The following is a 26850-nucleotide window of genomic DNA, read 5'->3' as shown; positions in this document are numbered from 1 at the left end:
AGTTCTTTTAACCATTATAATATTACTTTATATTAGTATAAAATGACAATAACTAGTAACAGATGACAAGTTAATTTATTTACTGCTTACTCGCCACTAATTACTTGTTACTGAAATATCGCATACTCTCCCTTAAGTCTAACTTTAAATGATAAATTTTTATAATTTAGAAAAGGAATCAATAACAGTATCAATATCCTCGTTACTAATATCATTATGGATAACTGCTCTAAGTAATCCTGGACCAAAATAACTAATCTTAATCCCCTGCTGAGCCAACTCTTCTATTAACTCTTTAGTATCATATAACTCTTCATTAACCTTCAAGATTACAAAATTACTATTAACAGACTCAAGACTAACAACTTTAGAATTTATACCTCTAGCCAATTTTTTAGCTAATTGATGGTCATTTTTTAATCTCTCTATCATCTCTTCAATAGCTACTAAACCTGCTGCTGCTAAAAATCCTGCTTGCCTCATTCCACCACCTAACATCTTTCGATTCTTCCTAGCCCTTTCAATAAAATCTGATTTTCCTGCTAAGATAGAACCAACTGGTGCTGATAACCCTTTGGATAAACAGAACATAACTGTATCGACCTCTGCAAGCAATTCTTCAATAGCTATATCTAATTCTGTAGCTGCATTAAATATTCTTGCTCCATCTAAATGAACTGGAATATTCTCAGCTTTAGCTATTTGAGTAATTTCATCTATCTTTGTTTTTGGAACTGCTACTCCACCTGCCTTATTATGAGTATTCTCTAAGCAGATTAATCCTGTTTTAGGATAATGAATATCTTCTTCTCTAATAGACTTCTTTAAATCTTTAGCAGAAAAAATTCCTTTACTATCATCTAAAGTTCTAGCCTGTACCCCAGCTATCTTAGCTAATCCTCCTACTTCATATTGAAAGATATGAGCATTAGCCCCTAAGATAATTTCATTTCCCGGTTGAGTATGGGTCATTACTGCTAGTAAATTCCCCATAGTTCCACTTGGTACAAATAAAGCTGCTTCTTTTCCAACTAATTCAGCAGCTATTCTTTCTAATTTATTTATAGTAGGATCTTCTTTATAAACATCATCACCTACTTTACTAGTCACCATAGCCGTTCTCATATTCTCTGTTGGCTGAGTTACAGTATCACTTCTTAAATCAATAAAATTCATCACTAATTTCCTCCGTTTCAAAGTGGATAACACTTTCTTCTTTCAAGATTATTATTAGATTGTCCTTTTTTATATTCAGATTAAAAAGACTCTCCAATATTAACATAAAACTGGCTTTCCTCTTGGCCAAAAGCCAAATCAAGTCTCATATTAATTCCTGATTCTTTGTCTAGATTATACCTAAATCCTAAACCATAACTCTCCTTTAATTGATCTGTCTTAAAATCTTTTTCATATACTTCTCCTATTGAAGCAAAAACAACTCCACTAAACTTTTTATGAATTGGATATCTGTATTCAATCTGGGCAGCAAACTTATTTTTATCTATGTACCTTCCATTTATAACTCCTCTCATAATATTACTATTACCTAAAGAAGATAAACTTTGAAAGGGTATCTCTCCTCTATTAATCTCTAATTTAGTTTGAAAACCTATTGTATATTCATTAGATATAGATTTAAAAAATCTATAGTCTATATCATGTTTGAAAAATTTATAATCATCCATGCCATGATAATAGGTTTTTGCTTCATAGTTAAAATATTGCCCACTTCTTGTATTCATTCTTCTATCTCTAGTATCATAAGAATACTTAAGCCCTAAGCTTAATAAATCAATGCCTTTACTTTCTTCAATACCTGCTATCTCTTTATTCAAGCTCAACCTATAATCTTCATAACTTGTAATAAAGCCTAAAAAACCATCGTTAATTATTTCTTTGCTAATACTCCCTTCTACTTTAAAACCTTTAGAATCATATTTTTCTTCATTATCAATATCTGTATTATTTCCTATTCCATAAAATTTCGATATCCAATCTTGGTAGCTAATGCCTAATTCTAACTTTTTGTCATCATAGCCTTTATAACTCTTTAAAAATAGATTAGCTTGATTCTCTTGAGTATACATTGCCGCTAAATCTACCTTTAAATTTTTCTCTTCTTCCTCCTTCAAATAGATAGCCATTCCTCCTAAAATAACCCCTGTCTCTGGACTTCTAGCTATTATAGGAACTCGAATAATCTTAGTTTCTGGCTCTGCTGCTAAAATATTAGTTGTAGTTAAAATAATTAAAATCATTAATAAAATAATTTTTTTGAGCATTTTATTCTCCTTTATTATTTTATAGTTTTAAATTCATCTTTAATTAGCACAACACAGCTCAATAATAATTACTTATCTTAATTAAAACTTACTATAATTCCTAATAAATATCAATACTACATTCTACAAAATTAATTGATAAATAAAAAAGAAAACCTCCTTGAGGTCTCTTCCTTTTAATTCAACTCATTTATCTCTTTTTTATTTATCTTATTTGCTAAACTTCTTTTAAGATTAGCAAAATTGAGCTCAGAAAATAACATACCTAATACTATAAGTAATCCTCCCCAATATCCTCTAACACTTATTACCTCTCCTAAATAAAGATAAGCAAATAATGCTCCAAAAACTGGCTCCATAATAAAAATAATAGCTGTCCTAGTTGGAGTTGTAAATTGTTGAGCTTTATTTTGAATTATAAAAGCTAATGCAGTTGCAAAAACACCCATAAAGATCACACTAATCCAAATACTCATATCTGATACTAATACATAACTTCCTTCAAAAGCTGAAACAATAGAACTTAAAAGAGCTACAGTACCTATCTGAATAATAGCAAATAAAATAGGATCTTGATCCTTTACATATTTATCAACTAATAAGATATGTATAGCCAAAGAAATAGTAGATATTAAAACTAAAAGGTCACCTAGCTTAAATAATATCTCCCCATTAAAAGTCATTAAAACAAGCCCTATAGTGGCTAAACCTACTCCAAATACTGTCATTAGCTCTGGTATCTTCTTAAAGACTAAAGCTGATAAAATAGGTACTAACACTACTGCTAAGCCAGTGATAAATCCAACCTTAGAGGCTTCGGTCAATTTTAAAGCTGTCACCTGTAAGGCATATCCCCCAAAGAGAAAAATACCGGTCCAAACTCCTTTTTTTAATGTATCTAAATTTAATTTTTTAGTTCTATTAAGAAAAACAAAAGATAATACCAAGGTTGCAAAAGTAAATCTTAAGGTTAAAAAGTAAAAAGGTGTAATAACCTCAAATACCCCTTTCATTATTGCGAAAGTGCTCCCCCAAATAACTACTACAAATAATAAAGCTAAATCTGCCTTTAATCTTCTGGATAATAACTGCTCCATATCTTATCTCTACTCCCTTCTTCTTATAGATAATTGAAATTAAGTTCTCTCTTATAATTTCTTAGAGCTCTTGAAAATAACCGACTAAATTTTTCTTGTCAACAACAATCTACTTCTGATAACCCTTCAACATCTATTTCAGAATTTTTTACAAAATACTTAGTATAAAAATAAGTTATTACTATTGCTAAAGCTACTCTACTACCTAACATAACTAATCCATTACCACCAATAGCAACAAATAATAAGGTATCTTCCACTACTGCATGACAGATGACCAAAAATACTGCTAAAGTCATCAACTCATCAGCAGATAATTTATCTTCTTCTACACTTCTAATAATGACACCAGCACCATATGTAATACCAAAAACTTGGGCTACAATTAGTGGCAAACTAGCATATTTGGATAACTTAAAGTATTTTAGAACTGGATTAAATAGACTAGAAAACTTATCTAAAAAACCTAGTTTATCAACTATCTCTACTCCAATTAATAATGGAAACAAAATCATTGCTACCGTCTTTAACATATCCAGACTTCCCCATAAAGCTTCAGAGAAGAATGCTGACCAATCCATAACTCTCACCTCTTTATAAAATAATATTTAAGATTATTCCAGCTAATAATGATAACCCCACTCTTAAGCTTACTAGGGGAAACAATTTAACTTTAATCTTTTTAATAATAGCTGCTTCAATAATCAAACTATGTGCTAATCCTAACATAGTACCTAAAATAGTTATCTCTCGTGCACCTAAGTCTAAACTAGCAATTACTGCAATACCACCATAAATATTCAGTAGATAGCCAGTTAATAAAGCTACTACAGCTTCACCAGGTAAACCTACTAATTTCATCAATGGACTAAAGAAATTTGCTATATAGCTAATAATTCCTGTATGTTTTAAAAAAGTAACCAAAATATAAACAGGAATAATAATCTTAATCAATGACAAATAAGTATTCCAAGATTTCTTTACTCCTCTTTTGATAGTCTCTACCACTCTCTTTTCCCCCTATCTAACTTAATAAATTGATATGTTGCTACTAATTAGATTAATAGCCACTTTCTTTATTTTATAATTAATTATATATAATAATCAATAGTTATATAGATTTTAATAAAAAAAGTAGTAGCTTATAAGCTACTACTTTTAAAAGTTAGTCTCTACTCCAAAGAAAATTCCTTGAGTGAAACGATCAACATTTAAGAAATTATAATTACTAATTACATCATTTCCATCAATTGCTTGAATTCCAGCTACACTATAAGACTTATTATTAATAGTATCATGCTTAATAGTATAACCTAACTTTGCCTTTAAATCTTCTGTTATAGCAAAGTTTAAGCCAGTTTCTAAACCATAACTCTCAGCTAACTCATAATCTGTGATCTTTCCGTCTTGAGTATACTCTTGCTCCTTTAAATATTGTGAATAAATTTGATAATCTCCTGCTATTCCATATCTTCCGTCAGCAAAGAGACTTAATCTATTATTTAATTTATATTCTAAACCAAACAATAGGTCTAAATCCTTACTTTTAATATTAAATAACTCACTTCCAAAGAAGTTAGTATCATACTTAGAATAATTACCTCCAACTCCTAAATAAATTTCACTGCTTGGAGTTAGATTAAAGTCTTTTTTTAGATCTAAATTAAATACTTTCAAGTCAGAAGAAGTATAACTATCATAGCCACCAAAAGCATACCCTGCTTCTAATGATAAGTCTTCACTGAATTTAATAGCTCCACGAACCTGTTTCAATTCCATATCTTGATCAATACTATTATTAAACTTATAATTTAATTTCATATAATCAAAGCCCATACCAACTCGATCATTAGCAAAAACTGTTGCAGTATTTAATAGTATGACTAAAGCTGCAAATATTACTGCAATTTTTTTCATGATTACACCCTTTCTATGTAATTTTCATTTTATAATTGACCAGTGATTCAAATTATCTTACTTTATTTATTGTAACGCAGAGAGATAGAAAATGAAAGAAGTAAATATTAGAAATAGAATTACTTTTTCACCTAAAAGGCAAGTTACTTTTTTCCAAGCTAAGACTACTTCCTCAGAAGAAAACTATTTGTACTTTCGAATTTTTTATATCCCACAACCATCACATTCCGAACATTTCTTCAATAATATCTTAAAACAACGCGGACACCTAATTGCTGATTGATCTTTAACCTCATAACCGCATTCTGAGCAGATTCTTGTTTTTTTGTTGGTGTTACATTTCATATGTTTAACCTCCTCATAATTTTATATGAATTTGACACTATAGATTTTTAGCTGCTAGCTTTTGGCTACTAGCCGTTGGCTTATAATATTAATAGCTAGAGGCTAGCGGCCAAAATATCGCACTATACCTATTAAATCTAACTTAAAAATTAAAAAAGTGTGAGTAATAAGCTAGTTTTAGAAACTACTCACACCCACACTTTCATTTACTTCTATTAAAATAAGGCCAACAACTTAGCTACAATACCACCTGTCACAAAGGCTGTAATCCAGCTTCCAAACCAGATATAAATGCTTTCTTTCCAGCTTCTCTCTTTGATCATAATTAGCATTGCTGCGATACATGGAACAAATAATGTAATTGTAATTAAAGCTACTGTAGTCTGTGCTGATGTCATAGCCAAATCTGTTAAACCTGCTGCCCCAAAGTCACGACGAACAATTCCCATGATAAATGCTGTAGCAGCTTCTTTAGGCAGTTCTAGCCACCCTACAGTTATTGGTGCTACTGCATTTTGAATAGCCTCTAAGATTCCAAACTCTTGCATTAAAGTAATTGCTACTGCACCAAATGCAAAGATTGGACCTGCTTCTTTAATAAAAGATTTAGACTTGATAAAGGTCTTTTGCATAACATTAGTAATTCTTGGCAAGCGAAGTGGTGGTAAATCAATTAATAAATCTGTAGACTCACCAGGTAATATCTTATTTAAGAAAGTTCCTGCTAAAACATAAACAACAAAAATAGCAGCAACATAAATCATAAAGAATTTAGCACCTAAAGGAGCAATCAATCCTGCAATAACCCCTAATTGGGCTGAACAAGGAATCGCTAATCCTAATAAGAATACTGCAATAATCCGTTCACGTTTAGAACCTAGTAATCTAGTTGTAATTGTAGCCATAGTTACACAACCAAACCCTAATAACATTGGAATAATAGCTCTACCATTCAATCCTAAAGATGTCAGCATTCTATCAACTAAAGCCGCAATTCTTGGTAAGTAACCTGAATCCTCTAAAATCGCTAAGAAGAGATAAAAGCCAATAACCAATGGAAGTAGTAAGCCAAAAGTATAAGTGATAGCCATTGTAAATATTCCAAACTCTCCTATTAATAATTGACCAATCAATGAAGCTGGATCAACTATATTAGCTACAATCCCTCTAATGAAAGGCTCATAGGTCTCAATAAAGATGGTCTCTTCTGTAATCCCTACCACTGTCTGAGCTATAAATACCCCAACAAACTGATATAATCCATATAAAGCTAATAATAGCATTGGTATACCTGTTAATGGCCTCAGCATCAATCGACCTATAGTTGTTCTTAAACTTGTTCCTTCATTAGTCTCAGTAACTACCTTATCAACAATATTATTTACTCTTTCTCTTCTGGCACGATATATTTCTTCTCTATGTTCTAAAACTTCTATACTATATTTCTCAGCTACATGAGGATCGCCTTCTAAAATTAATAAAGCCTCTGCACGATTAACACCTTTGAACTTTACATCTTCTAGTTCATCTTCTAACTCTAAACTACTATTACCAGTACTAGCAGTCCAAACAGCCTCTTTTACTTTTGATAGTCCTTCTCCCTTGGTAGCCGTTGTTGGAATAACCGGTACTCCTAACTCTTTACTCAAAGCATCAACATCTATTTCTAAGCCATGTTTTTGAGCTTCATCCATCATATTTAAAGCTACTACTACTGGAATCCCCATATCAATAACCTGTTGAGTTAAGAACAAATCTCTTTCTAAATGTACTGCATCAACGATATTTACTACTACATCAGCTGAAGCAATAACATCTCTTGCTACAATCTCTTCATCATTAAATGATGATACTCCATAAACTCCCGGCGTATCAATAACAACATCATCTTCATACTTTCCTGAACTAATATCCAAAGTTGTTCCTGGATAGTTAGATACATCTACATAAATTCCTGTAAAAGAGTTAAAAAATATAGACTTCCCTACATTAGGGTTACCTGCTAATACAATCTTTTTACTACCTTCTGGTATATCAATCTGATGACTTATATTACAGCAATCCATTATATCTCCGCCTCCCATAGTTTACTAATTATTTTTAGATTTATTGCCTTCTATTTGCCTCCGTGTTCTTTGAACACTTCGTGGTCTAAAAATGACCTAAAAAATATCATTTTTATTCCCTACAACAGTCCATTACATTTCTTCCTCCTATTGCTTATCTCTTATTTTATATCTAGTCGCTTACTTATTTCCTCCGTGTTCTTTGAACACTTCGTGGTCTAAAAATGACCTAAAAAAATATCATTTTTATTCCCTACAACAGTCCATTACATTTCTTCCTCCTATTACTTATCTCTTATTTTATATCTAGTTGCTTACTTATTTCCTCCGTGTTCTTTGAACACTTCGTGGTCTAAAAATGACCTAAAAAAATATCATTTTTATTCCCTACAACAGTCCATTACATTTCTTCCTCCTATTGCTTATCTCTTATTTTATATCTAGTCGCTTACTTATTTCCTCCGTGTTCTTTGAACACTTCGTGGTCTAAAAATGACCTAAAAAAATATCATTTTTATTCCCTACAACAGTCCATTACATTTCTTCCTCCTATTACTTATCTCTTATTTTATATCTAGTTGCTTACTTTTCTATTTTATCACTTTCCAACCTTAATCTTTTCTGCTAATTTCCTTCCAATTGCAATTTCCTGTAAGTTTCTCTTTAAAATTACTGGTCCACCTGGTATTTTCTCTTGACAAATAACTTTAGAACCTTCTGAAATTCCAAACCTCATAGCCTGCGCTCTTATCTTGTCATCAGGAATAAATTCAATCTGAAATTTATCTCCTCTTTTCACATCTGCTAAAGTCATACTAGTCCCTCCTATATATTGATAACGGTTTCCAATGATAACCAAAATAAAAATCATTCTCATTTATTCTACCATTATTATAAAGGATACTTTTTTAGAAGTCAATACATAAATAAAATAATGGCTATAGTTCCATATTAAAACATAGTAAATCTGTAGATTTACTATGTTTTAATATTTGCTAAGTTATAAATCAAACAATTTCCTAGATAATTAAAAAGTCAAACTCTTCCCCCTCTTGAGATGAAAAGGGGATTAGAAAGCGTTCTGATGTTTTAAATAAATAAAATCAAAAGTTATCCACAACCTCTAAAAAAGCCTAATTTCCCTAAACAAAAAAGTAACCCGATGAATCGGGTTACTTAAAAGTTTTACTAATTTAATCCGGCTTGTTCTAAAGCCCGCTTCAAAGCATCATTATATGCCTTAGTACTAACAGTAGCACCAGAGACTATATCTATATCTGTGGATTGCTCTTTCACAACTGTTTTAGGAAAATCTTTATAAAGTTTCTTAGCAGGATAGTATGGATATCTTAATCCTTTATTTCCTGCTAATTCTTCTATCTTTTCATCTCTAGCAGGAATAATCTCTACATCTTTAATTAAATCTTCTTCAATTGTTACTTCTAATAAAACATAACCATGATCCTTATAATCTTTAGCAATTCCATAGTATACATTACCCTCATATCTTCCTGAAGCTATAGCTAAAGCAATATCAGTAGCCTTTCTATATTGATTATAACTTTTTGTTGCACCTGAGATTAAATCAACTTCATTAGATTGCTTATCAACTACCTCTTGAGGAAATTTATTATAAAATTCTATTGCTGCTTTATTCGGATAATTATCATTTTTTATCGGGCTAATAATCTCAACCTTATCAATTTTAGCTCGATTTATAGTTAGCTCAATCACTATATCCCCATGCTCATCTGCTACATAAGCAATATATTTACCATCACGATATTTACTATTTGCAGATGCTGTCGGAACCATTCCTCCAAAAAATAAGACTAAACTTAATAATATACTAGATAACCTCTTCATTTTTATAACCTCCTTTATAAATCAGTGATTAGTAAGCAGTGAAAGGTTAGTAGTACAAAGATTAACAACTTCCTACTTTGCCAATTTCCCATACTCTAAATTAATCTGTCTTTCAGCCAACTGACCAACTTTAGGATCATGGGTTACCATCATAATACTATGACCTTGTTCATGTAACTCTTCAAATAAATCCAGTACTATTCGTTCATTCTCTTTATCCAAATTACCTGTCGGTTCATCAGCCAAGATTAATTTAGGATAATTAATTAATGCCCTAGCAATACATACCCTTTGCTGCTCCCCACCAGATAATTCTTTAGGTAGATGATTAGCACGATGATCTAGGCCAACTCTTTCTAAAGCTTTTAATGCTTCTTCTTCATCAGCCATACTATGATAATATTGAGCTACCATTACATTCTCTACAGCTGTAAGATAAGGTACCAAATGAAACTGTTGAAAGACTAATCCTATCTTTTCACGTCGTACTTTTGTTAGTTCTTTTTTATTCAATTGAGATATATCAATTCCATCTATCTTAACTGCACCTAAACTTGGGGTATCCATACAGCCAATCAAATTCAACATTGTACTCTTACCAGAACCTGAAGGTCCCATAACAGAGATCCATTCACCATGCTTGATCTCTAAACTCACATCATCTAAGGCTCTTACATCACCCTCATAAATCTTTGATACACTCTCTAATGTAATTAAACCCATCTTTAACACCTCGCCTTTATAATTTACAATTGTCAATGTATAATTTACAATTAAAAGATTAAATTCTTCAGAAAATTAATTAAACTATAGGTAATCAAATATTGCATTAATTTCTTATTATGAATTGGCTTTAAAGATTTTAATTGTCAATTGTAAACTGTACATTGTACGTTAATCATTCTCCCTTCAACGTAACTGCTGGGTCGATATCCACTACTCTACTTACTGGTAAAGTAGATGCTATACAGGAGACCACAATTGATAAGATAAAGGAAGAGAACAGCACCATACTTCTAAAGGAGATAGCTGAAGCAAAGACACTCTTTCCAATTAACTGTGCTCCTAAGAATCCTAAACCATAACCGATCAAACCACCGACTCCACCTAAGATAATTGCTTCCATTAAGAATTCAATTATTACATCTTTACTATCAGCACCCAAAGCCTTCTTGAGGGCAATCTCCTCTTTACGTTCAGCAACTATTGTCATCATGGTCGTTGATACACAAAGAATAGTAGATAACAAAATTACCATTACAACTAAGTACATTAATGATTTAATCTTATCTAAAACCTTTGCTTCAGATTTGGCAATCTTTTGAATAGTCTCTAAACCTACTGATGATAACTTTTCATTTATCTCAGTTACTTTAGTCCTTAAATCTTCTCCCTTACTAATTACACTCAAGTAAGCTGTATTAATCTTACCTTCTGTATCCAATAATCTTTCAGCTACTGACAGATTGACAAAGATACGGCTATCAGCATCATCTCCAGTCTCTACTATAGCAGTAACCATAAACTTCTCACTACCCCAAGTATTCTTGGTAGCAAGCTTCAATTCATCACCTATATCATATCCTAATTTTTCAGCAACATCTTGTCCAATAACTACTTCATCCTTAATATCATGATTTATAGGTAATTCACCTTCAACCTGCCAGTAAGGATTAATCTTAGCAATTTGCTCAAACCAAGTACCTACTAAAACCACAGGTTTAGTACTTTTAAATACCGACTTCTTAGACTCTACCTCTGCTATCCCATAAAGGTTAGGTCTATAACCAATTAACTCTTCTTGGCTAAATTCTGCAACTACCTGCTCTAAATCTTCAAGGAGAATCTCTTGAGAAGTATCAACACTAGGTTTTAAAGCTAAATTTGCCCCATAAGTTCTTAATTCCTTACTCATCTTAATATTAATATCATAATAAACACTAAATAGAGCAGAGATCACTCCAATTCCAACTACTATAGCAAAAAATACAATCGCTACCCTTGATTTTCTCTCCTTTAGTGCCTGAGATATCATTCTAAAGAACATCTTCCACTTTTTCATAACATCACATCCTTAACCATGTAATACTTCAGCAGGTTCCAATTTTAGTGCAATCCTTAATGGAGAGTAACTACCAAGCAAAGCAACTAGCACTGATAATAATAAGATAAATGGCATTACTATCAACTTAACAGCAATAGCCATCCCAAATACCTGCTGTCCAATCAAGCTTGCAAAACCAATGCCTAAGTAATATCCTAATCCTCCACCAATAACTCCAACCAATATAATTTCAATTACAAATAATGATATAACTGCGAAATCACTAGCCCCAATAGCCTTTAATAATCCAATCTCTTTCTTCCGTTCTAATACTTTAGTAGTCATAATACTTGAAATTCCTAATCCAGAGCTGATCAATGAAGCTATAGTTACTAGGAACATCAATAATTGAATCTTACCTAGAACTTTTCCTTCTGATTCTGAAATTTGGCGAACCTGTTTTGCTACAACTCCAGGAATAGCCTCTTCTATCTGAAAAGTTATTGAGCTAACATATGCTGTACAGTACCAAGTTTCAAATTCTTCATCAGTCAATGCTTCAGGATCTGCTTGAGCCTTTCTTGCCAACTCATTGACTGGTGTAGTTAAAGCACTTACCTCTATTTTATCAACTTTATCCTCTAAATCTACTGACCTCTGTAAGAAATCAAGTGGTAGATAAATCTGATTCTCTGCCTTATCCCCACTATTGATAAGTCCAACTACCTTCACCTCTTTAGCAACTACACCTTCTCCTTTAGCAAAATCTAAACTAATAGTGTCACCAACCTTTAAATCAAACTTATGGGCTAACTTCTCGCCGACCATGACTTGATTCTTATCTTTACCATCCTTAATCCAGTTTCCATCTATCTTCCACCAAGATTTAAGCTCCTTAATACCAAACCTGAATCTTTCTCCTGTTGGAATCTTAATTTTATCATCAAACCAAGTACCTATTACAGGTATCTGCTCTCCCTCAACACTTGCATTGACCTTCAAATAAGGAGCTAAATTGACTATATTATGTCGCCAGAAGATTACCTTAATCATTGATACATCCTCTTCTGAAATATAATCTTTATCAGCTCCTTGTATATCTAAATCAACACCATCAATTTCTACTGGTAATGATTCTGATTCAGGAACTACAACTATATTAGAACCATAAGATTTCAACTCCTGGTTCATCTTATCTCCAACATCTAAAGATACACTTAACATTGCTGTAGCTAAAGATGCTCCAAAAGTTATAGCTAAAATAGCCAAAAATTTCGATTTAAGTCCTCTTGTAAAAGCACTTTTTAACATTCTAACAAACATGATTCCACCTCCTACTTCGCAAAGAATTCCTCTCTCTGTAATAATTCCTTAAGATTAATTCTGATATTATCTTTATCAACTCCATAAGGTAAAGGAATTGGATTACATCCTCCAGGGAAGTTGATGGTCATCTTATTCATCACTACATCACACCGCTTACATACTATCTCATCTTCACGTTGATAATAGCCTGCTACTCCACAGATTTCACAAGCATCATACACAACACCATAAGCATCTTCGGTCTTCTTAATTAAGAAAAATTTGATTATTGTTCCTGATTCTGTTTCATAAGAGTAACGATGTATCTCCTCATCTTCTAAATCTGCCTTAGAAATAATAAATTGACCATCGACTGGCTCTGTAGCTATAGCAGGAACCAACTCTACCTCCTGATTAGCATAGATATAATTTATTCCTAATAATGATATACAGAATAATAGTACTACTATCCCTGCCTTAGACCAGAAAATTTTATTCTTAAATTCTGCTTTAATCTTTCTGCCTTCAGCAGGATTTAACTCTGTCAGGTCCACTAAGCTTTCTTTCTTGAATAGATTGATAAATAAAGAAATAACTATTATTACTATTAAAATATAAAAGAAATGATCAATATTATTATAAAGTGGAGCTAATTTAGAGATAAGCTTTGGAGTTGCTGTAATAAAGCCTTTAACTATAAATCCATAAAAACTTAAAATACCTAATCGTACTAAATTAATAAGATAAACTAAAATAATCAGGTTCCGACTAGCTACTGCTGTCAACTTCTTATGAGCTTTAACTAAAGTAAAGGCGAAAACTAATCCTAGAAGCACTCCTAAAACACCACCAGAGTACTGTAATAATAGATCAGTATTAAAGCCAGTTGTCAGCATGTCACTTTTGGTCATCTCTTTTGGAAATAAAAAGATTCTAGTTTCAAACTTTACTCCTAAGTATAAAGTAAATAAGAAGATATTAATATCTGAGAATAAAGAGCTCTCCCGATTAATCAAATTCTGGTTATTAGATTCTTTTCTATATTTAGCACTTTGATAATAAATCCATCCAATCATGACTATAGTCAAGATAAATCCACTAAAGGATAAGAAAATTTCGATCTCCTTTGCAATTCTTAAATGATTCAATGAATAAACTAATAAAGCACTAAATAAAAACGCCATAGCTAATCCACTATAACCATAGTTATTTAATTTCTTCCTTTGAATTTTATATATAAATCCGAATAATAACCCACTTAAAATTGCTAATTCTAAACTATCACCTAAGGTTAAAGCTAAGGTTTCTAACATAAATAACACTCCCCTCGAAAAAGACTAAATCCCCAGGTTTAATTATTAAAACCTGGGGTAGTCTATAGTAGTTGATTAAATATTTCCTGTATAAGTGAAGTCCCACTCAACTTTGATAGGCTTCTTCCAGAATCTCTTATCTACACCAGTTGTCTTATCAACATGTTGTAGAAAATCTTGTTTAGCTGGTGAGTGTATAATGTAAGTAAGCCTGTAATTACCAATTCCCATCATCTTAACGTTTGCACCATAATGAGGTCCATCACTAGCTACCATTGGCATGAAAGTGCCTTCTTGTACTTCACCAGTATCTACATTTTCTAATTTATAGTCTACTGTTAAATATGGAACCCAAGCTCCAAAAGGAATACCATATGGATTATCTAATAATGCAGCAATATCTGCTTCAATATGAAGATCAGATTCATTTACAGCTAAGCCAGCCTTATCATTTGGTTCCATTGGTACTGATTGGAAGTATACTGCTGCAATCTGCATGTAATTAACTTCCTTTGCTTCTCCAATTGGATATTCTGTAAATGCATATGTATTGACTCCTATACTTACTAATATAGCCATTAACATCACTAAAGTTATCATAGATTTTCTTAATTTCATCTTAACCCCTCCAAAATTTTATTTATATTTTTTCTTTAAACTTTTTGCTTACTTCCATTAAAAGAATACACTAACGCAATCACAGCTATTATAACTAAGACTATTTGTAAGCTTAATGTCTGCCATGTAGGATAAACTCCTAACCAACTTATAGTTGGAAATCCTTCAATCTTAGTTACTCCAATAACAGATGCTTCTTGCAATTCTCTAATTCCTTGTCCTGCAAATACGAAAGCAAGATAATAAAGCAACCCACTAGTTACTACAAAGAATGGTTTAAGTGGCAACTTCATACTTCCCTTCTTGACTATCATGTAAATAATCGCCAAAGCCACACAGCCAACTAAAAAACCTAAACCAATCATACCATAAGCACTCTTGTCAGTCTTAGCGAATAAAGCTTGGTAAAAAAGTACTGTCTCTGCCCCCTCACGATAAACTGCCAAAAATACGGCTGACCATAAAGCCCAGCTATTTCCAGTAGCCAAAGAATCTTTGACCTTACCTTTAATATACTCATCCCATTTTTTAGCCTCTACCTTGCTAATCAACCAGAAGCTAACTGAGAATAATACCACCATTGCCAATAACATTGTAATCCCTTCAAGTAACTCTTGACCTAAACCACTAATATGGAATACATACTTGAATAGAAAAGCAGTTAGAATACTTGCTATAATAGCTACAAAGCTACTGTTATATACTGTCTTAGCCTTATCTTCGTTGCCAGATTTGATTAAATAAGCAAGTATAGCACCGATGACTAAGATAGCTTCAAACCCTTCTCTTAAGATAATCATAAAAGAATATAGAAACTTAGCAAAAGGACTGTCATCCTCCCTTGGAGCTAATTCATCTAGCTTAGTAGCATAAGCGTCTAATTCTTTAAGTAACCTATCTGATAATGCTTTAACTTTATGTTTGTCAGCTCCTTTGTCCATTAATTTCTTAATTTGGCTGAACATATACTCAACTTTAAAAGCATTCTGACCACCTATATAACGCTGAATAGCCTGTTCCATCTCTTTACCTTCAAAAGGAATAAAGTAAGCATCAGTAATACTCTTTTTTGCCTTCTCTAAATTACCTTCTTCATAAAGGTCTAGACCTTTATTGATTCTAATTTTAATGTCTTCTCTAACCTCATGCCAAGAAGCTGCATAAGTATTAGTATTAAAACTTAATACTAATATAGCTAACATGCAAAAAGTTAGTAATAACTTATTAAATTTATTTTTCAATTTGCATCCCCCTTTCTTTGATATTTTATTTTAATTTTGAAAATCATTATCAGTTTTGATCAAAAAAATATTTCTAGCCCTTATTTAAAGCAATTTGATATGTATATAATGAAAATCGTTATCAACATTAAACATTATAAGAAATTTATTTCATTTTGTCAAGAATTTAGTCCAATTAGTTTATTTGACTAAATTTAAAAACTAAAGTTTTCAGATATAGATACTTGGTTTTAATTCAAAAAACCACAAATATTTAACTTTTTATAGATACAAGACCATGAACGACGACAGAATAAAACTGGAACATCACACTCCTTAGCCTTACACTTTACATTCTTGCATAAATTGTGGCTAATATAGTCGGTTAGAACCAATACCATATCTGCATTTGTAGTCAACTGAATCTTATAAGATTTTCTACCACTAATATGTTCTATCTTATCAAAACCCAGTTTATTGAGTTCAGTAGGGATATTTCCCAATTTATCCCCTCCTACAATCACAATCGACATAGTTTTTCTCCTCCACCTCTCAAATGATATTGATTATCATTAAACTTATTATATATTAATCTTTAACTCTATGTTGTGATATATCTCACAAATTTAAGAAAAAATTTAAATTTAAAATATATTATCCCCCTTTCTATTAAATCAATATTACTTTTAATTTAAAGACATTTTTATGACTTAGATGAGATTGATTATCATTATTTAACATTATAGTGAATTAATATTAGATTGTCAAATCTTTATCCAGTTAATTCTTTAGTTAATCTAAGTTATTATCTTTTTTACTGAGATTTGACCAAAAATCAACAATAGAATATGGATATAAAGAGATAATAACAAGTTACGAGTAAGAGGTGACAAGTTAAGTTATGTATTGATTACTGGTTACTTCTAACTAATTACTAAAATATCTTTTTACCCATCTTTTAAAATATAGTTATAAAAAACACTTTTAGGGCTAGGGTTTGGGGCTTAGGTAGTTGCTTTTTCCTAATAGCTATCTCCTATGTCCTAAATCCTAAATCCTAAAACTGCCGCATTATCTATAGCTCTATATTTTAATTCCGTTCTATAGTTGAAAATCTATATCTAGTATATAAACAACTTAATATAAATTCTTATATTAAAACCTGGGAATAGTCATTTGATTTTAAACATATAATCCTATAAGTAGATCTTAGGAGGAGAATATGTTTATCTTAATAAGCATTAAAAAAAGGTTATTAATATTGTTTATACTCTTTTTTCTAATTTGTGGGCTAGGAGCATATTCAAAAATTTTTTATACTAAAACATCTACTGTAGTTACAGGTGAAAATTTGACTGAATTTTTAAAACTAAAGATACAAGAGATCTTTGACACACGTAATAAATCTCTGTTAAATCAAAATAATAATATTCTTAAAAAACTATATAATAGAGAAAATAAAACTGGAATTTGGGCTTATGAGCATGCATTTAAGAAGATGAAATACTTGCATCAATGGTCCAATAAACAAGGGGTTGAATTTAAAAATATAGATTCTCAAATCATTCTAAGACGAATTAAAAAGAAGCAAGACAGATTTTCAGTAACTCTTCTAGTCTCCACAAAATACCAATACACCTATATCGATTCACCAAAAAAATATAATACTTTTAGAATTGGAACATACCATGTTTTAGATTTAATTCCTCAAGAAGATAGATTAGTTATAGCAAAAGAATGGTATAGAGATCCTTTTGCAGACTCTTTACACTTGAATAAATCTAAAAATAATAGAGTAAAAGAAAAAATCCTTTCAGAAAAAGCTAAAGATTTATCAAAGCTAAACCCAAGAAGATTAAAAGCTTTAGAATACCTCAATCAATATTGTGGTGCTGCTAATCCCCCTGACAAAGGTTTCAAATACAATAATAAGTATAGAAATTATAATTACCAAGGGGGCGATTGTGCCAATTTTGCTTCCCAAGTACTATATGAAGGCGGAAAGTTTAAGAAAAATAGCATATGGAATTATTCTCAAGGCTCTGGTAGTAAAGCATGGGTCAATGCTCATTCCTTTAATCGCTATATGATCTATAGCAATAGAGCATCCAAGATTGCTCATGGAAATTATGAACAAATATTAAAATATTCTTATAAATTATTACCTGGAGATTACATAGGCTATGAAAAAAAGGGAAAAGTTGTTCATATCTCCGTTATCTCTGGATTTGACTCTAAAGGATATGCCTTGGTAAATTGTCATAATGCAGACCGCTATAGAGTTCCTTGGGACTTAGGATGGAGTGATAGAGGAATAAAATTTTGGCTAGTTCGTGTACATTATTAAGACACTTTAGGTATTGGGCACTAGGTTTTAGATGGTAGTAAACCCCAAAAACTATAATATAATTTCTAGCACCTAAAAAATGTTACAATATACTTATTAAATTTCACTTTATAATTGGATATTATATAATCATAATAAAATCCAAATTAATATAAAGTTAGATGACAGTGACTAGTAAATAATTACAATTGTATTTAAATTCAACAAAAAAAGCTCATGACTATAGTCATGAGCTTTTTAAACACTATTATTTAATTATAATTTCTGCTTTTATATTAACTTATTTATAAATCCTAATAGTCCTTTTATCCAAATTAGTTATAAAATTCAATTTAGACATTTCTTCTAAAGTTTCTTTAATCTTTTCAAACTTAACTTTAGGTTCTTCTTTTTTTACTGTTGCATAAACTTCATCTACACTAAGCATTTCTCTATTATCACTGAATAAATTTAATAATATATTTAAAATAAAAAATGACATACTCTCTACTCCCTTCTATATACCTTTGTATTGACTTTCATTCTCAGTTATTTTCGTAAAAAAAGCTATTGCTTATTGACACTCTTCACAATAGCCATAAAATTTGATTCTATGATCTGTTACTTTAAACTTATGTTTAATTTGTAGATCTTTTTCAAATTCTTCTAATATTTTATCATTAAACTCTGTCACTTTACCACATTTAGAACAGACTAAATGATGATGGTGATCTTCACCTGTATCTAACTCATAGCGACGGCAATTATCATCAAAATTTAACTGTTGTGTAATTCCCAATTCACAAAACAACTCTAAAGTTCTATAGACTGTTGCTAACCCAATTCCAGGATCTTCTTTTTTTACAATATTATAAACTTCTTCTGCACTTAAATGCTCACCTTCATTATTTAATAGAATATCTAAAATTAATTTTCTCTGTGAAGTAAGCTTATAATTATTTGCAGCCAATATGCTTTTTAAATTCTTCAATGTTTTTTCCATAGAGTTCACCTACTAACTTAATGATTATCATTTTTAATTATATACCATCACCTCCTCTGCTGTCAACCCATTCCATTTTATTCCATCTATTTATTTAATAAATTATTTATAATATTTGATACTTTATCTAATATATCATAGAATTTTTCACATAAGGAATTTGATAATTTTTTTCCCCAATCATCACTTAATATTCCTATTGTCACCATAAGTAACTCTTTTAAAGACTTTGCTTCTCTTGGCTTAATTATCAAATAATCTAATTCACCCGGTTTAACTATTTCTCTCATTGTATCTAATACTACAATCTTCTCAGCATCTATATCTTGTAAAGTTTCAAATAAATCTTCTCCATCAAAACCACCTTCAATGAATAATATATCTAAAGTCTCCGAAAAAATATTCTTTAATTTGTCCAGTAGATAAATAGTAAGCCCTTTATCCTGTTTACGAACATCTCCTAAACCTATTACCGCTAATTTAGAGGACATTTTTTCACCTACCCTTCTTCCTTAACTATAATTATTTTCAGATTATTATAATTTTATTCATTTCTCAATTAACATTAAATAGTTTTTCTGATAATAATTTTAAAGACTAGGGAATAGGGATTAGGGTTTATCTAACTCAAAAACTATCACATTATCTATCACTCCATAATAAAAGAGGTGATATCAGTACTGATATCACCTCTTTTAAGTTTACTTCCCTATCTCTTTAACCGCATTTAATGCTGCAACTTGACCTTCTCCTGTAGCCTTACTGATCTGTAATGGCTCACCAGTACAATCACCTGCTGCATATACTCCCGAAATATTTGTTTCAAACTTTCTATTAACTTTGATATATTTCTTACTCGCTAATTCCAATCCATCAACTATCTCAGTAGGTGGTACTGTCTCTCTTAAGATGAATACACAAGAAACATCGTAAGTACCTGTAGTTAATTTGACCTGATTAGCCATATCTTCTCCAGCTATCTCTTCAACCTTGCCCTCTACAACCTGAATTCTTTCATCTAAATCTTCAATCTCTTTATATTGGGCTACATAATAAACATTTTCACAGATATCTGCTAAGAAATTAGCCTCTTCTTCATGGTGAGCACTATCACTAATCACCATAACATCTTTACCCTTATATAACATTCCATCACAAGTAGCACAATAACTGATACCCTTACCTATGTACTCTTCTTCACCCTTTAATCTAGCTTGTTGTATTACTCCTAAAGCTAAAATTAATTTCTTAGCTTGATAATTCTCTCCATTAGTAGTTACCATAAACTTTTCACCCATTGGGAAAGCTTTGACTACTTTCTGCTTAATAATAGGAATTTCCAAATCCTCAACATGTTTAATATAAGCTTCTGCCAATTCAGGTCCAGTAACATTACTAAAACCTAAGTAATTGTTTACATGAGGCGCCCAGTCAATCTTCTTAGCTATCTGTCCACCTTCAAAGATAGCAACACTCTTATTGCGAGCTTTAGCATTAATAGCTGCTGACATTCCTGCTGGCCCTGCTCCAACAATAATGATATCATACTCTTCCATTTGCATAACTATCACCTCTTAGTTTATTTTATCCATTATATCAAATAATTAAATTTATTTCATCTCTTTACCCTTCATACATTAGTTATTAATCCTACCTATTACTTCTTACTATTATATAACTTTATTATTATATCTATAAATAAAATCAGATAATTAACTATAAATGAGTAAATTTGAACCCAATTAATGTAATTATTGCCCTATCCTTAATAATAAATAAACAACTCTAAAATAAAATTCAACAGATTATTTTAACCACGCGCTGTGAGATAAGTTGTTTTTTACTTATCGATCAAGTACTCTTGGGGTGAATCAATCACTGGCTAATTCTCTAGGTCTTAAAAAAAGACCTTTCGCAATAAATTTGCTACTAACCAATAGCCGCTAGCTAATTACTATTCGTGTTCATTCGTGGTTCCTAATTTTTCTTTCGATTTAGGTTTGGGTAGTTATAATTATTTTTTGTAAATTAATGCAAATACTTTTAATCCTTTATAGCAATTAATATAAATAAAAAACCACTCACTAGGAATGGCTTTTTAAATAAATTTATTTTCTCGAATAGGTTAATCATTAACACTCAAATTTCAACTTATAATAAATCATCAGCTACATGATAGTGCGGATCTTCTATATTAACTTCGATAATACTTTCAGCATTTTTTAAAAGTAATTGACAATCTTCACTAAGATGGCGTAAAATAATTTTTTTACCTTGATTAAAATACTTTTCTGTTATAGAATTAATAGCTTCAATAGCTGAATGATCCATTACTCTAGAATTTTTAAAATCAATTATAATATTATCAGGATCTTCTTTAATATCAAATAAATCTTTAAACTCTAGTACAGAACCAAAAAATAGTGGTCCATCTACTTCATATACTTTAGAGCCACAGTGGCTATTTCTTTTATTTACTTGTATAGCTTTTCCCTTTTGCCAAGCAAATATTAAAGCTGATAAGATTACTCCTATAATTACTGCTGTAGCTAAATCTACCAACACTGTAATTAAAGTAACTGCTACTACTACTATAATATCTTCTTTAGGTATCTTCTTACCATACTTTAAGCTTTCCCACTTAAAGGTTCCTACTACAACCATAAACATAACTCCTACTAAACTTGCCAGAGGAATAACATTTACAAAGCTTGAACCAAACATAATAAACATCATTAAGCCTGAGGCTGCTACTAAGCCTGATAACCTTGTTCGACCACCAGATTTAATATTGATAATGGACTGACCTATCATAGCATCTCCACCCATTCCTCCAAAAAATCCATTAATAGTATTTGCTATACCTTGAGCGATACATTCTTTATTAGTATGACCTCTAGTATCTGTCATTTCATCAATTACTCTAAGGGTAAGTACTGCCTCTGTCAATCCTGCCAGGCCCCCAATTAAAGCATAAGGAAAGATAATCTTTAACATATCCAAGCTTATCTTAACTTGTGGTATATGAAACTTAGGTAATCCACCTTTCAACTCCATCCCTGCAAAGTCTTGTACATTTCTTAGATGGTAACCATTTTTATCTAAAAGAACTGCAATAATTGTCATTATAACAATAGCTACTAAGCTTGAAGGAACTGCTTTAGTCAATTTAGGAACAAAATGAATAATTGCCATAGTAAAGGCTACAAACAAAAGCATTATTAGCATATCTGATCTAGGTAGCCAAACCTTCTGTATCATCTCAACACCATCTACCATCACTATCTTCTTTACTTTAAACTGTTCCCATTGAGCCAAAAACATCACTATCGATAATCCATTCAAAAAGCCAAGCATTACTGGATAAGGTATCATTCGTGCATATTTTCCTAACTTAAAAACCCCTATTACTATTTGAATAATTCCCATTAAAACTACTGTAGCAAAAAGATACTCTAAACCATGTTGAGCAATTAATGAAGCAAATACAACTGAAAGTGCAGCTGTAGATGAACTGATCATCCCTGGTCTTCCAGTAAAGGTAGCTGCTATCAGCCCAATAATAACAGCAGTTTGCAAACTGATAATCGGACTCACCCCTGCCACAAATGCAAAAGCTACTGACTCTGGAATCAACGCTAAAGCTACTGTCAATCCAGATAAAACATCATCTTTAACCATCTGTCGATTAAAACTCTCTTTCATTCTTTTTACCATAAACACATCTCCTTCTTATATTCTTATACATTTATATAAATGTCTTATATAATCTCTTATAGAGTTGTTAATTTAAACTGAGAAACTAATTATAGATATCCAAGCCTAAAGTGAAATTTAGTAGTTATAAGTAGTTATAAAGTGACAGTAACAAGTGACAAGTTAATTTATTTACTGCTTACTCGTCACTTGTCACTAGTTACTGAAGTATCACCTTTCTATAGATACATATTTAGATTTCATTCTAAAGTTGGATAAGTATATATAAAGTTATTATGTAAAGTTTATTTAAATTAGTGTTATTAGATAGAAAAATACCAAAACTAAATTTACAACCTTTTTATTTTTTCTTCTTCTCCATCATTGTTGCAATTAGTTAAACTCACTTTAAATTTAATACCAAAGCAAGTACTTGTAAGAATAGCTCAACCTTATAGACACGAAGGTAATTATAACATAGATTATGGTTATAGTAAAAGATTAAATAAATTTTTATTTATTAGAAAATTAATGATATAGACTTTATAATTAGAAGAAATTATTAATATATTTACATACTATTGTAAGCAGTAGAGTTTATCTCTTTATAAAAAGTTACTTTCTATAAAAAAATAAGGAACCAGTAATACTGATTCCTTATATTATTTATTCAGTTATACTTTCAAGATAAAAATTAATGGATATAGTGTGACACTTTTTGGCTTTAGGTGCTAGGAGTTGGGAGTTAGTTTTTCTAATACCTATAGCCTATCGCCGAAACTATCGCATTATCTATAATTAGACCAAAGGTTATTATCTAAGTAACTTTTTAATTTCATCTTTAGTAGCTACTCTGCCTTTCACCTTAACCCTTCCATCAATCGCTAACCCAGGTGTCTTCATAATCCCAGCCATTGCGATTTCAGCCATATCAGTAACCTTCTCTAACTCAATATCAATTCCTAACTCTTTAGCTGCAGCCTTAGCATTATCAGCTAAAGTAATACAGTTCTTACATCCACCACCATAAACAGTAACCTTCATTAAAAATCCCTCCTAATTTTATAAATAAGCAAACTTCAATGTTAAACTTATATTATTTTTATATTTTTGATTTTAACTAGTTACTCGTCACTGTCATCCAACTTAACCCTAATTTAAATTTCATTCTTGAGTTGGATGACTATATTTATCTTTTTGAATTAATATTTTGATATAACAAATCATAATCTATCTCTATATTCTCTAACTTATTGCTAAACCAAAGCTTTGAATCATCCAAAGCCTTATTGTAAATTAAAGAACCTAATTCTTCTAAGAAAAAATCTAGTACACTTTCACCAGCAATAATTCCAATCTCTTCTCCTCTTTCATCATAGAAAAAACCTTGAATCTCATTAATTAATCTATTCTTTTCTTCTCTTGATAATTCTAAAATAAAAGCTCAACTCCTCTCAAATACAGTTGGCAGTTAGATATATTCAATTTTAATCTATCTAGTATCAGATTATGGGGCTAAAGAAACAGTAACAGGTGACAAGTTAAGTTATTTACTGGTTACTAGTTACTGAAGTGTCCCTTTATCTATTATATCACTTCTTCACCAGCAGAAAAGCTTACATAACCCAATTAAACATATATCCTACCCCTATAATAGCTATCCCTACTACAGTAATAAAGATTGCTATTAACTTAGGCTTGATGACTTTACGTAAGATAATCATCTCTGGCAATGATAATGCTGTAGTAGCCATCATAAAGCTCAATGCAGTTCCTAAAGCTACACCTTTATCTAAAAGTGCTTGAGCAATTGGAATTGTTCCCATAGCATTAGAATAAAGAGGAATACCTACTAATACCGCTACTATTACCGCTAAGGGATTTCCTTGTCCTGCATATTTGGCCAATACCTCTGCTGGTGCATAACCATGAATTAAAGCTCCAATTCCAATTCCAACTAGAACATACTTCCACACTCGACCTACAATATCCTTTACTTCTCCCCTGGCATAGTCAATTCTCTGCTCCCAGGTTAATTCCTCTATTTCATCATCTTCAATTTGAATTTGATATACATACTCTTCTACTTCAGACTCTAAGCCCATACTTCCTATAATCATTCCACCAGCTACTCCAACAACTATTCCACTGATTAAATATAGTGTTCCTATCTTCCAACCAAATAATGAATATAACATTACTAAAGCCACCTCATTAACGATTGGTGAAGTAATTAAGAATGAGAAAGTAATACCCAAAGGTACACCAGATTCAATAAATCCTATAAAAATTGGGACTGAAGAGCAGGAGCAAAAAGGAGTTACTACCCCTAAAGTTGATGCCAAAAAGTTACCTACAAACTTACCTCGATTACTTAATAACTTCTTAGTCTTCTCAGGTGGAAAGAAACTTCTTAAAATTGAGATGAAAAATATCATTATACTTAATAAAATTATAATCTTAATTGTATCATAAAAGAAGAAGTGTACTGACTCACCTAAGCGAGTCCCTTCACTAAAATTAAGCCAATTATAAATCACTAAATCTGCAAACCACTCTATCATCTTTTATCACTACTCCTTAGTTAAAGATTCTCTTGCCTCATCTATTTGTGACAATAATATCTCCTTAGATAATCCTATAATTTCTATAACCTTCTCATCTTTTAAGCTATAATAAACTTGTAGCCCATCCTTTCTAGCTTCAACTAATTGGGCATTCTTTAACTTACTTAGATGCTGAGAAACATTGGACTGACTCTGTTCTAAATCCTCATAAATATGGCAGACACATAACTCCCCTTCTGTTAATAACTCCAAAATTTCTATTCTAATTGGATGTGCTAATGCTTTAAATAATTCGCTTTTTAACTTAGATAATAATGGCATAGTCTTCCCCCTATCTTAATTATTTTATGTTAATTTTATAATAGATGTTACTGTAGCTTTTTATAAAATTCCAACTGTTCACCTTGACTTCATTCCTGAAGCAACAAATATACTAATACTTATATTTTCTGAATTACAATCTGTTGCTGTACAACAATTTGACTCTACACTGTCTACCTTAACCTCATTTAAACCAGCTTCAATAAACCACTTAGCTATATCCTTTCTATCAAATCCCATCCATCTATCATATTGTTCTTTCCTTAAAATTTCAAAATTATGTTCGTCTAAATCTGTTATTACTAACTTCCCATCGATTTTTAGTACTCTAACCATCTCGTTAATAACCTTAGCTGGATTCTCTACATGATGTAAAAACATATTAGCAAAGACATAATCTACTTCTTCATCTTCTAAAGGCAATTCTTCTGCAATACCTTGACGACATTTAATCTCACCTTTATCACCAAACTTCTCCTTAATCTCATTAATCATCTCTAGAGATTGATCTACTGCAACCACTTTTAACCCTCTCTTGATTAAACCTTCAGTTACAAATCCAGTACCTGCTCCAATATCAGCAGCTTTCTTTCCTGCTTCAATCTCTGCCACAGAATAAGCCCTTTCTCTTACTCTTTCAGGAAAAAATTCACTTCTCATAATATCCCAATCCTTAGCAACTTTATCAAAATATTTTTTACTTTCCATCCTCTAGACTCCTCTCTGCTCATAAAAATAATCTTGTCACACCTATAATAAAATAACTCTAGATAAATAACTATATTATGATATCATAATATAGTTATTAAAAAATATTGATCATATATGAGTATATTAGAATTTGTTAATATAATTATATAAATT

28 protein-coding genes are annotated in these 26850 nt (G+C 31.1%); 1 reads left to right on the top strand and 27 read right to left on the bottom strand.

The genetic code is table 11. The annotated features are described in order from the left end of the window. Positions 1-159 precede the first annotated feature (159 nt). The 17 genes from ltaE to OREMA_RS0114150 form a co-directional block, all read right to left on the bottom strand. Positions 160-1176 carry a low-specificity L-threonine aldolase gene (ltaE, locus tag OREMA_RS0114230; RefSeq protein WP_018249916.1) on the bottom strand — a complete coding sequence of 339 codons (1017 nt, stop codon included), beginning with the start codon at positions 1174-1176 and terminating at the stop codon, positions 160-162. Positions 1177-1256: 80 nt separating this feature from the next. Then, a complete protein-coding gene (locus OREMA_RS0114220) occupies positions 1257-2282 on the bottom strand; it encodes a BamA/TamA family outer membrane protein (RefSeq protein WP_018249914.1) in 1026 nt (341 codons plus the stop codon). A gap of 176 nt (positions 2283-2458) precedes the next feature. Further along, on the bottom strand, positions 2459-3379 hold the full coding sequence (locus tag OREMA_RS0114215; protein WP_018249913.1) for a DMT family transporter: 921 nt from the start codon (positions 3377-3379) through the stop codon (positions 2459-2461). A gap of 98 nt (positions 3380-3477) precedes the next feature. After that, complete coding sequence (locus OREMA_RS0114210) at positions 3478-3960, bottom strand: nucleoside recognition domain-containing protein (RefSeq protein ID WP_018249912.1); 483 nt, start codon at positions 3958-3960, stop codon at positions 3478-3480. 13 nt (positions 3961-3973) lie between these two features. Then, positions 3974-4387: a nucleoside recognition domain-containing protein gene (locus tag OREMA_RS0114205; RefSeq protein ID WP_018249911.1), complete on the bottom strand. Its 414-nt coding sequence runs from the start codon at positions 4385-4387 to the stop codon at positions 3974-3976. 150 nt (positions 4388-4537) lie between these two features. Beyond that, positions 4538-5296: an outer membrane beta-barrel protein gene (locus OREMA_RS0114200; protein ID WP_018249910.1), complete on the bottom strand. Its 759-nt coding sequence runs from the start codon at positions 5294-5296 to the stop codon at positions 4538-4540. 204 nt (positions 5297-5500) lie between these two features. Then, a complete protein-coding gene (locus OREMA_RS19080) occupies positions 5501-5641 on the bottom strand; it encodes a hypothetical protein (protein WP_166667966.1) in 141 nt (46 codons plus the stop codon). 215 nt (positions 5642-5856) lie between these two features. Continuing rightward, a complete protein-coding gene (gene feoB / locus OREMA_RS0114195; RefSeq protein ID WP_018249909.1) occupies positions 5857-7707 on the bottom strand; it encodes a ferrous iron transport protein B in 1851 nt (616 codons plus the stop codon). A gap of 598 nt (positions 7708-8305) precedes the next feature. Further along, a complete protein-coding gene (locus OREMA_RS0114190; RefSeq protein ID WP_018249908.1) occupies positions 8306-8521 on the bottom strand; it encodes a FeoA family protein in 216 nt (71 codons plus the stop codon). A 374-nt stretch (positions 8522-8895) separates the two neighbouring features. Next, positions 8896-9573 (bottom strand): FMN-binding protein, encoded by a 678-nt coding sequence (locus tag OREMA_RS0114185; protein WP_018249907.1) that lies wholly within the window; start codon positions 9571-9573, stop codon positions 8896-8898. Between the two features lie 72 nt (positions 9574-9645). Next, positions 9646-10296 (bottom strand): ABC transporter ATP-binding protein, encoded by a 651-nt coding sequence (locus OREMA_RS0114180; RefSeq protein WP_018249906.1) that lies wholly within the window; start codon positions 10294-10296, stop codon positions 9646-9648. A gap of 175 nt (positions 10297-10471) precedes the next feature. Next, positions 10472-11635: an ABC transporter permease gene (locus OREMA_RS0114175; RefSeq protein WP_018249905.1), complete on the bottom strand. Its 1164-nt coding sequence runs from the start codon at positions 11633-11635 to the stop codon at positions 10472-10474. A gap of 12 nt (positions 11636-11647) precedes the next feature. Continuing rightward, the gene (locus OREMA_RS0114170) at positions 11648-12940 is read right to left on the bottom strand and encodes an ABC transporter permease (protein ID WP_018249904.1); all 1293 of its coding nucleotides are present in this window, start codon (positions 12938-12940) and stop codon (positions 11648-11650) included. 11 nt (positions 12941-12951) lie between these two features. Continuing rightward, on the bottom strand, positions 12952-14235 hold the full coding sequence (locus OREMA_RS18500) for a DUF2318 domain-containing protein (protein ID WP_018249903.1): 1284 nt from the start codon (positions 14233-14235) through the stop codon (positions 12952-12954). 75 nt (positions 14236-14310) lie between these two features. Continuing rightward, a complete protein-coding gene (locus tag OREMA_RS0114160; RefSeq protein WP_018249902.1) occupies positions 14311-14853 on the bottom strand; it encodes an iron transporter in 543 nt (180 codons plus the stop codon). Positions 14854-14888: 35 nt separating this feature from the next. Next, positions 14889-16094 (bottom strand): FTR1 family iron permease, encoded by a 1206-nt coding sequence (locus OREMA_RS0114155; protein WP_018249901.1) that lies wholly within the window; start codon positions 16092-16094, stop codon positions 14889-14891. A gap of 230 nt (positions 16095-16324) precedes the next feature. Then, on the bottom strand, positions 16325-16606 hold the full coding sequence (locus OREMA_RS0114150; RefSeq protein ID WP_018249900.1) for a DUF2325 domain-containing protein: 282 nt from the start codon (positions 16604-16606) through the stop codon (positions 16325-16327). 689 nt (positions 16607-17295) lie between these two features. Between OREMA_RS0114150 and OREMA_RS0114145 the strand changes: the two genes are divergently transcribed. After that, entirely contained in the window at positions 17296-18420 is a 1125-nt protein-coding gene (locus tag OREMA_RS0114145) for an amidase domain-containing protein (RefSeq protein WP_018249899.1), read from the top strand. A 280-nt stretch (positions 18421-18700) separates the two neighbouring features. On the opposite strand, the gene OREMA_RS0114140 is transcribed toward OREMA_RS0114145, so the two are convergent. The 10 genes from OREMA_RS0114140 to OREMA_RS0114100 form a co-directional block, all read right to left on the bottom strand. After that, a complete protein-coding gene (locus tag OREMA_RS0114140; RefSeq protein WP_018249898.1) occupies positions 18701-18901 on the bottom strand; it encodes a hypothetical protein in 201 nt (66 codons plus the stop codon). Between the two features lie 72 nt (positions 18902-18973). Continuing rightward, the gene (locus tag OREMA_RS0114135; protein ID WP_018249897.1) at positions 18974-19402 is read right to left on the bottom strand and encodes a Fur family transcriptional regulator; all 429 of its coding nucleotides are present in this window, start codon (positions 19400-19402) and stop codon (positions 18974-18976) included. Between the two features lie 86 nt (positions 19403-19488). Beyond that, positions 19489-19893 carry a hypothetical protein gene (locus tag OREMA_RS0114130; protein WP_018249896.1) on the bottom strand — a complete coding sequence of 135 codons (405 nt, stop codon included), beginning with the start codon at positions 19891-19893 and terminating at the stop codon, positions 19489-19491. 210 nt (positions 19894-20103) lie between these two features. Next, entirely contained in the window at positions 20104-20964 is an 861-nt protein-coding gene (locus OREMA_RS0114125; protein WP_018249895.1) for an NAD(P)/FAD-dependent oxidoreductase, read from the bottom strand. A 589-nt stretch (positions 20965-21553) separates the two neighbouring features. Further along, positions 21554-23119, bottom strand: coding sequence for a SulP family inorganic anion transporter (locus tag OREMA_RS0114120; protein ID WP_018249894.1), 1566 nt, complete (start codon positions 23117-23119; stop codon positions 21554-21556). A 792-nt stretch (positions 23120-23911) separates the two neighbouring features. After that, positions 23912-24142, bottom strand: a complete 231-nt coding sequence (locus tag OREMA_RS0114115) for a thioredoxin family protein (protein ID WP_018249893.1) — start codon at positions 24140-24142, stop codon at positions 23912-23914. 145 nt (positions 24143-24287) lie between these two features. Next, the gene (locus OREMA_RS18715) at positions 24288-24536 is read right to left on the bottom strand and encodes a DUF2164 domain-containing protein (RefSeq protein WP_083900138.1); all 249 of its coding nucleotides are present in this window, start codon (positions 24534-24536) and stop codon (positions 24288-24290) included. Between the two features lie 178 nt (positions 24537-24714). Then, positions 24715-25662, bottom strand: coding sequence for a permease (locus OREMA_RS0114110; protein ID WP_018249892.1), 948 nt, complete (start codon positions 25660-25662; stop codon positions 24715-24717). A gap of 9 nt (positions 25663-25671) precedes the next feature. Beyond that, the gene (locus tag OREMA_RS0114105; RefSeq protein WP_018249891.1) at positions 25672-25986 is read right to left on the bottom strand and encodes an ArsR/SmtB family transcription factor; all 315 of its coding nucleotides are present in this window, start codon (positions 25984-25986) and stop codon (positions 25672-25674) included. A 78-nt stretch (positions 25987-26064) separates the two neighbouring features. Beyond that, on the bottom strand, positions 26065-26694 hold the full coding sequence (locus OREMA_RS0114100) for a class I SAM-dependent methyltransferase (protein ID WP_018249890.1): 630 nt from the start codon (positions 26692-26694) through the stop codon (positions 26065-26067). Between the last annotated feature and the right edge of the window lie 156 nt (positions 26695-26850).

This window comes from Orenia marismortui DSM 5156, from assembly GCF_000379025.1.
Classification (GTDB): Bacteria; Bacillota; Halanaerobiia; order Halobacteroidales; family Halobacteroidaceae; genus Orenia; species Orenia marismortui.
This window is presented reverse-complemented; position numbering and strand designations above follow the sequence as displayed.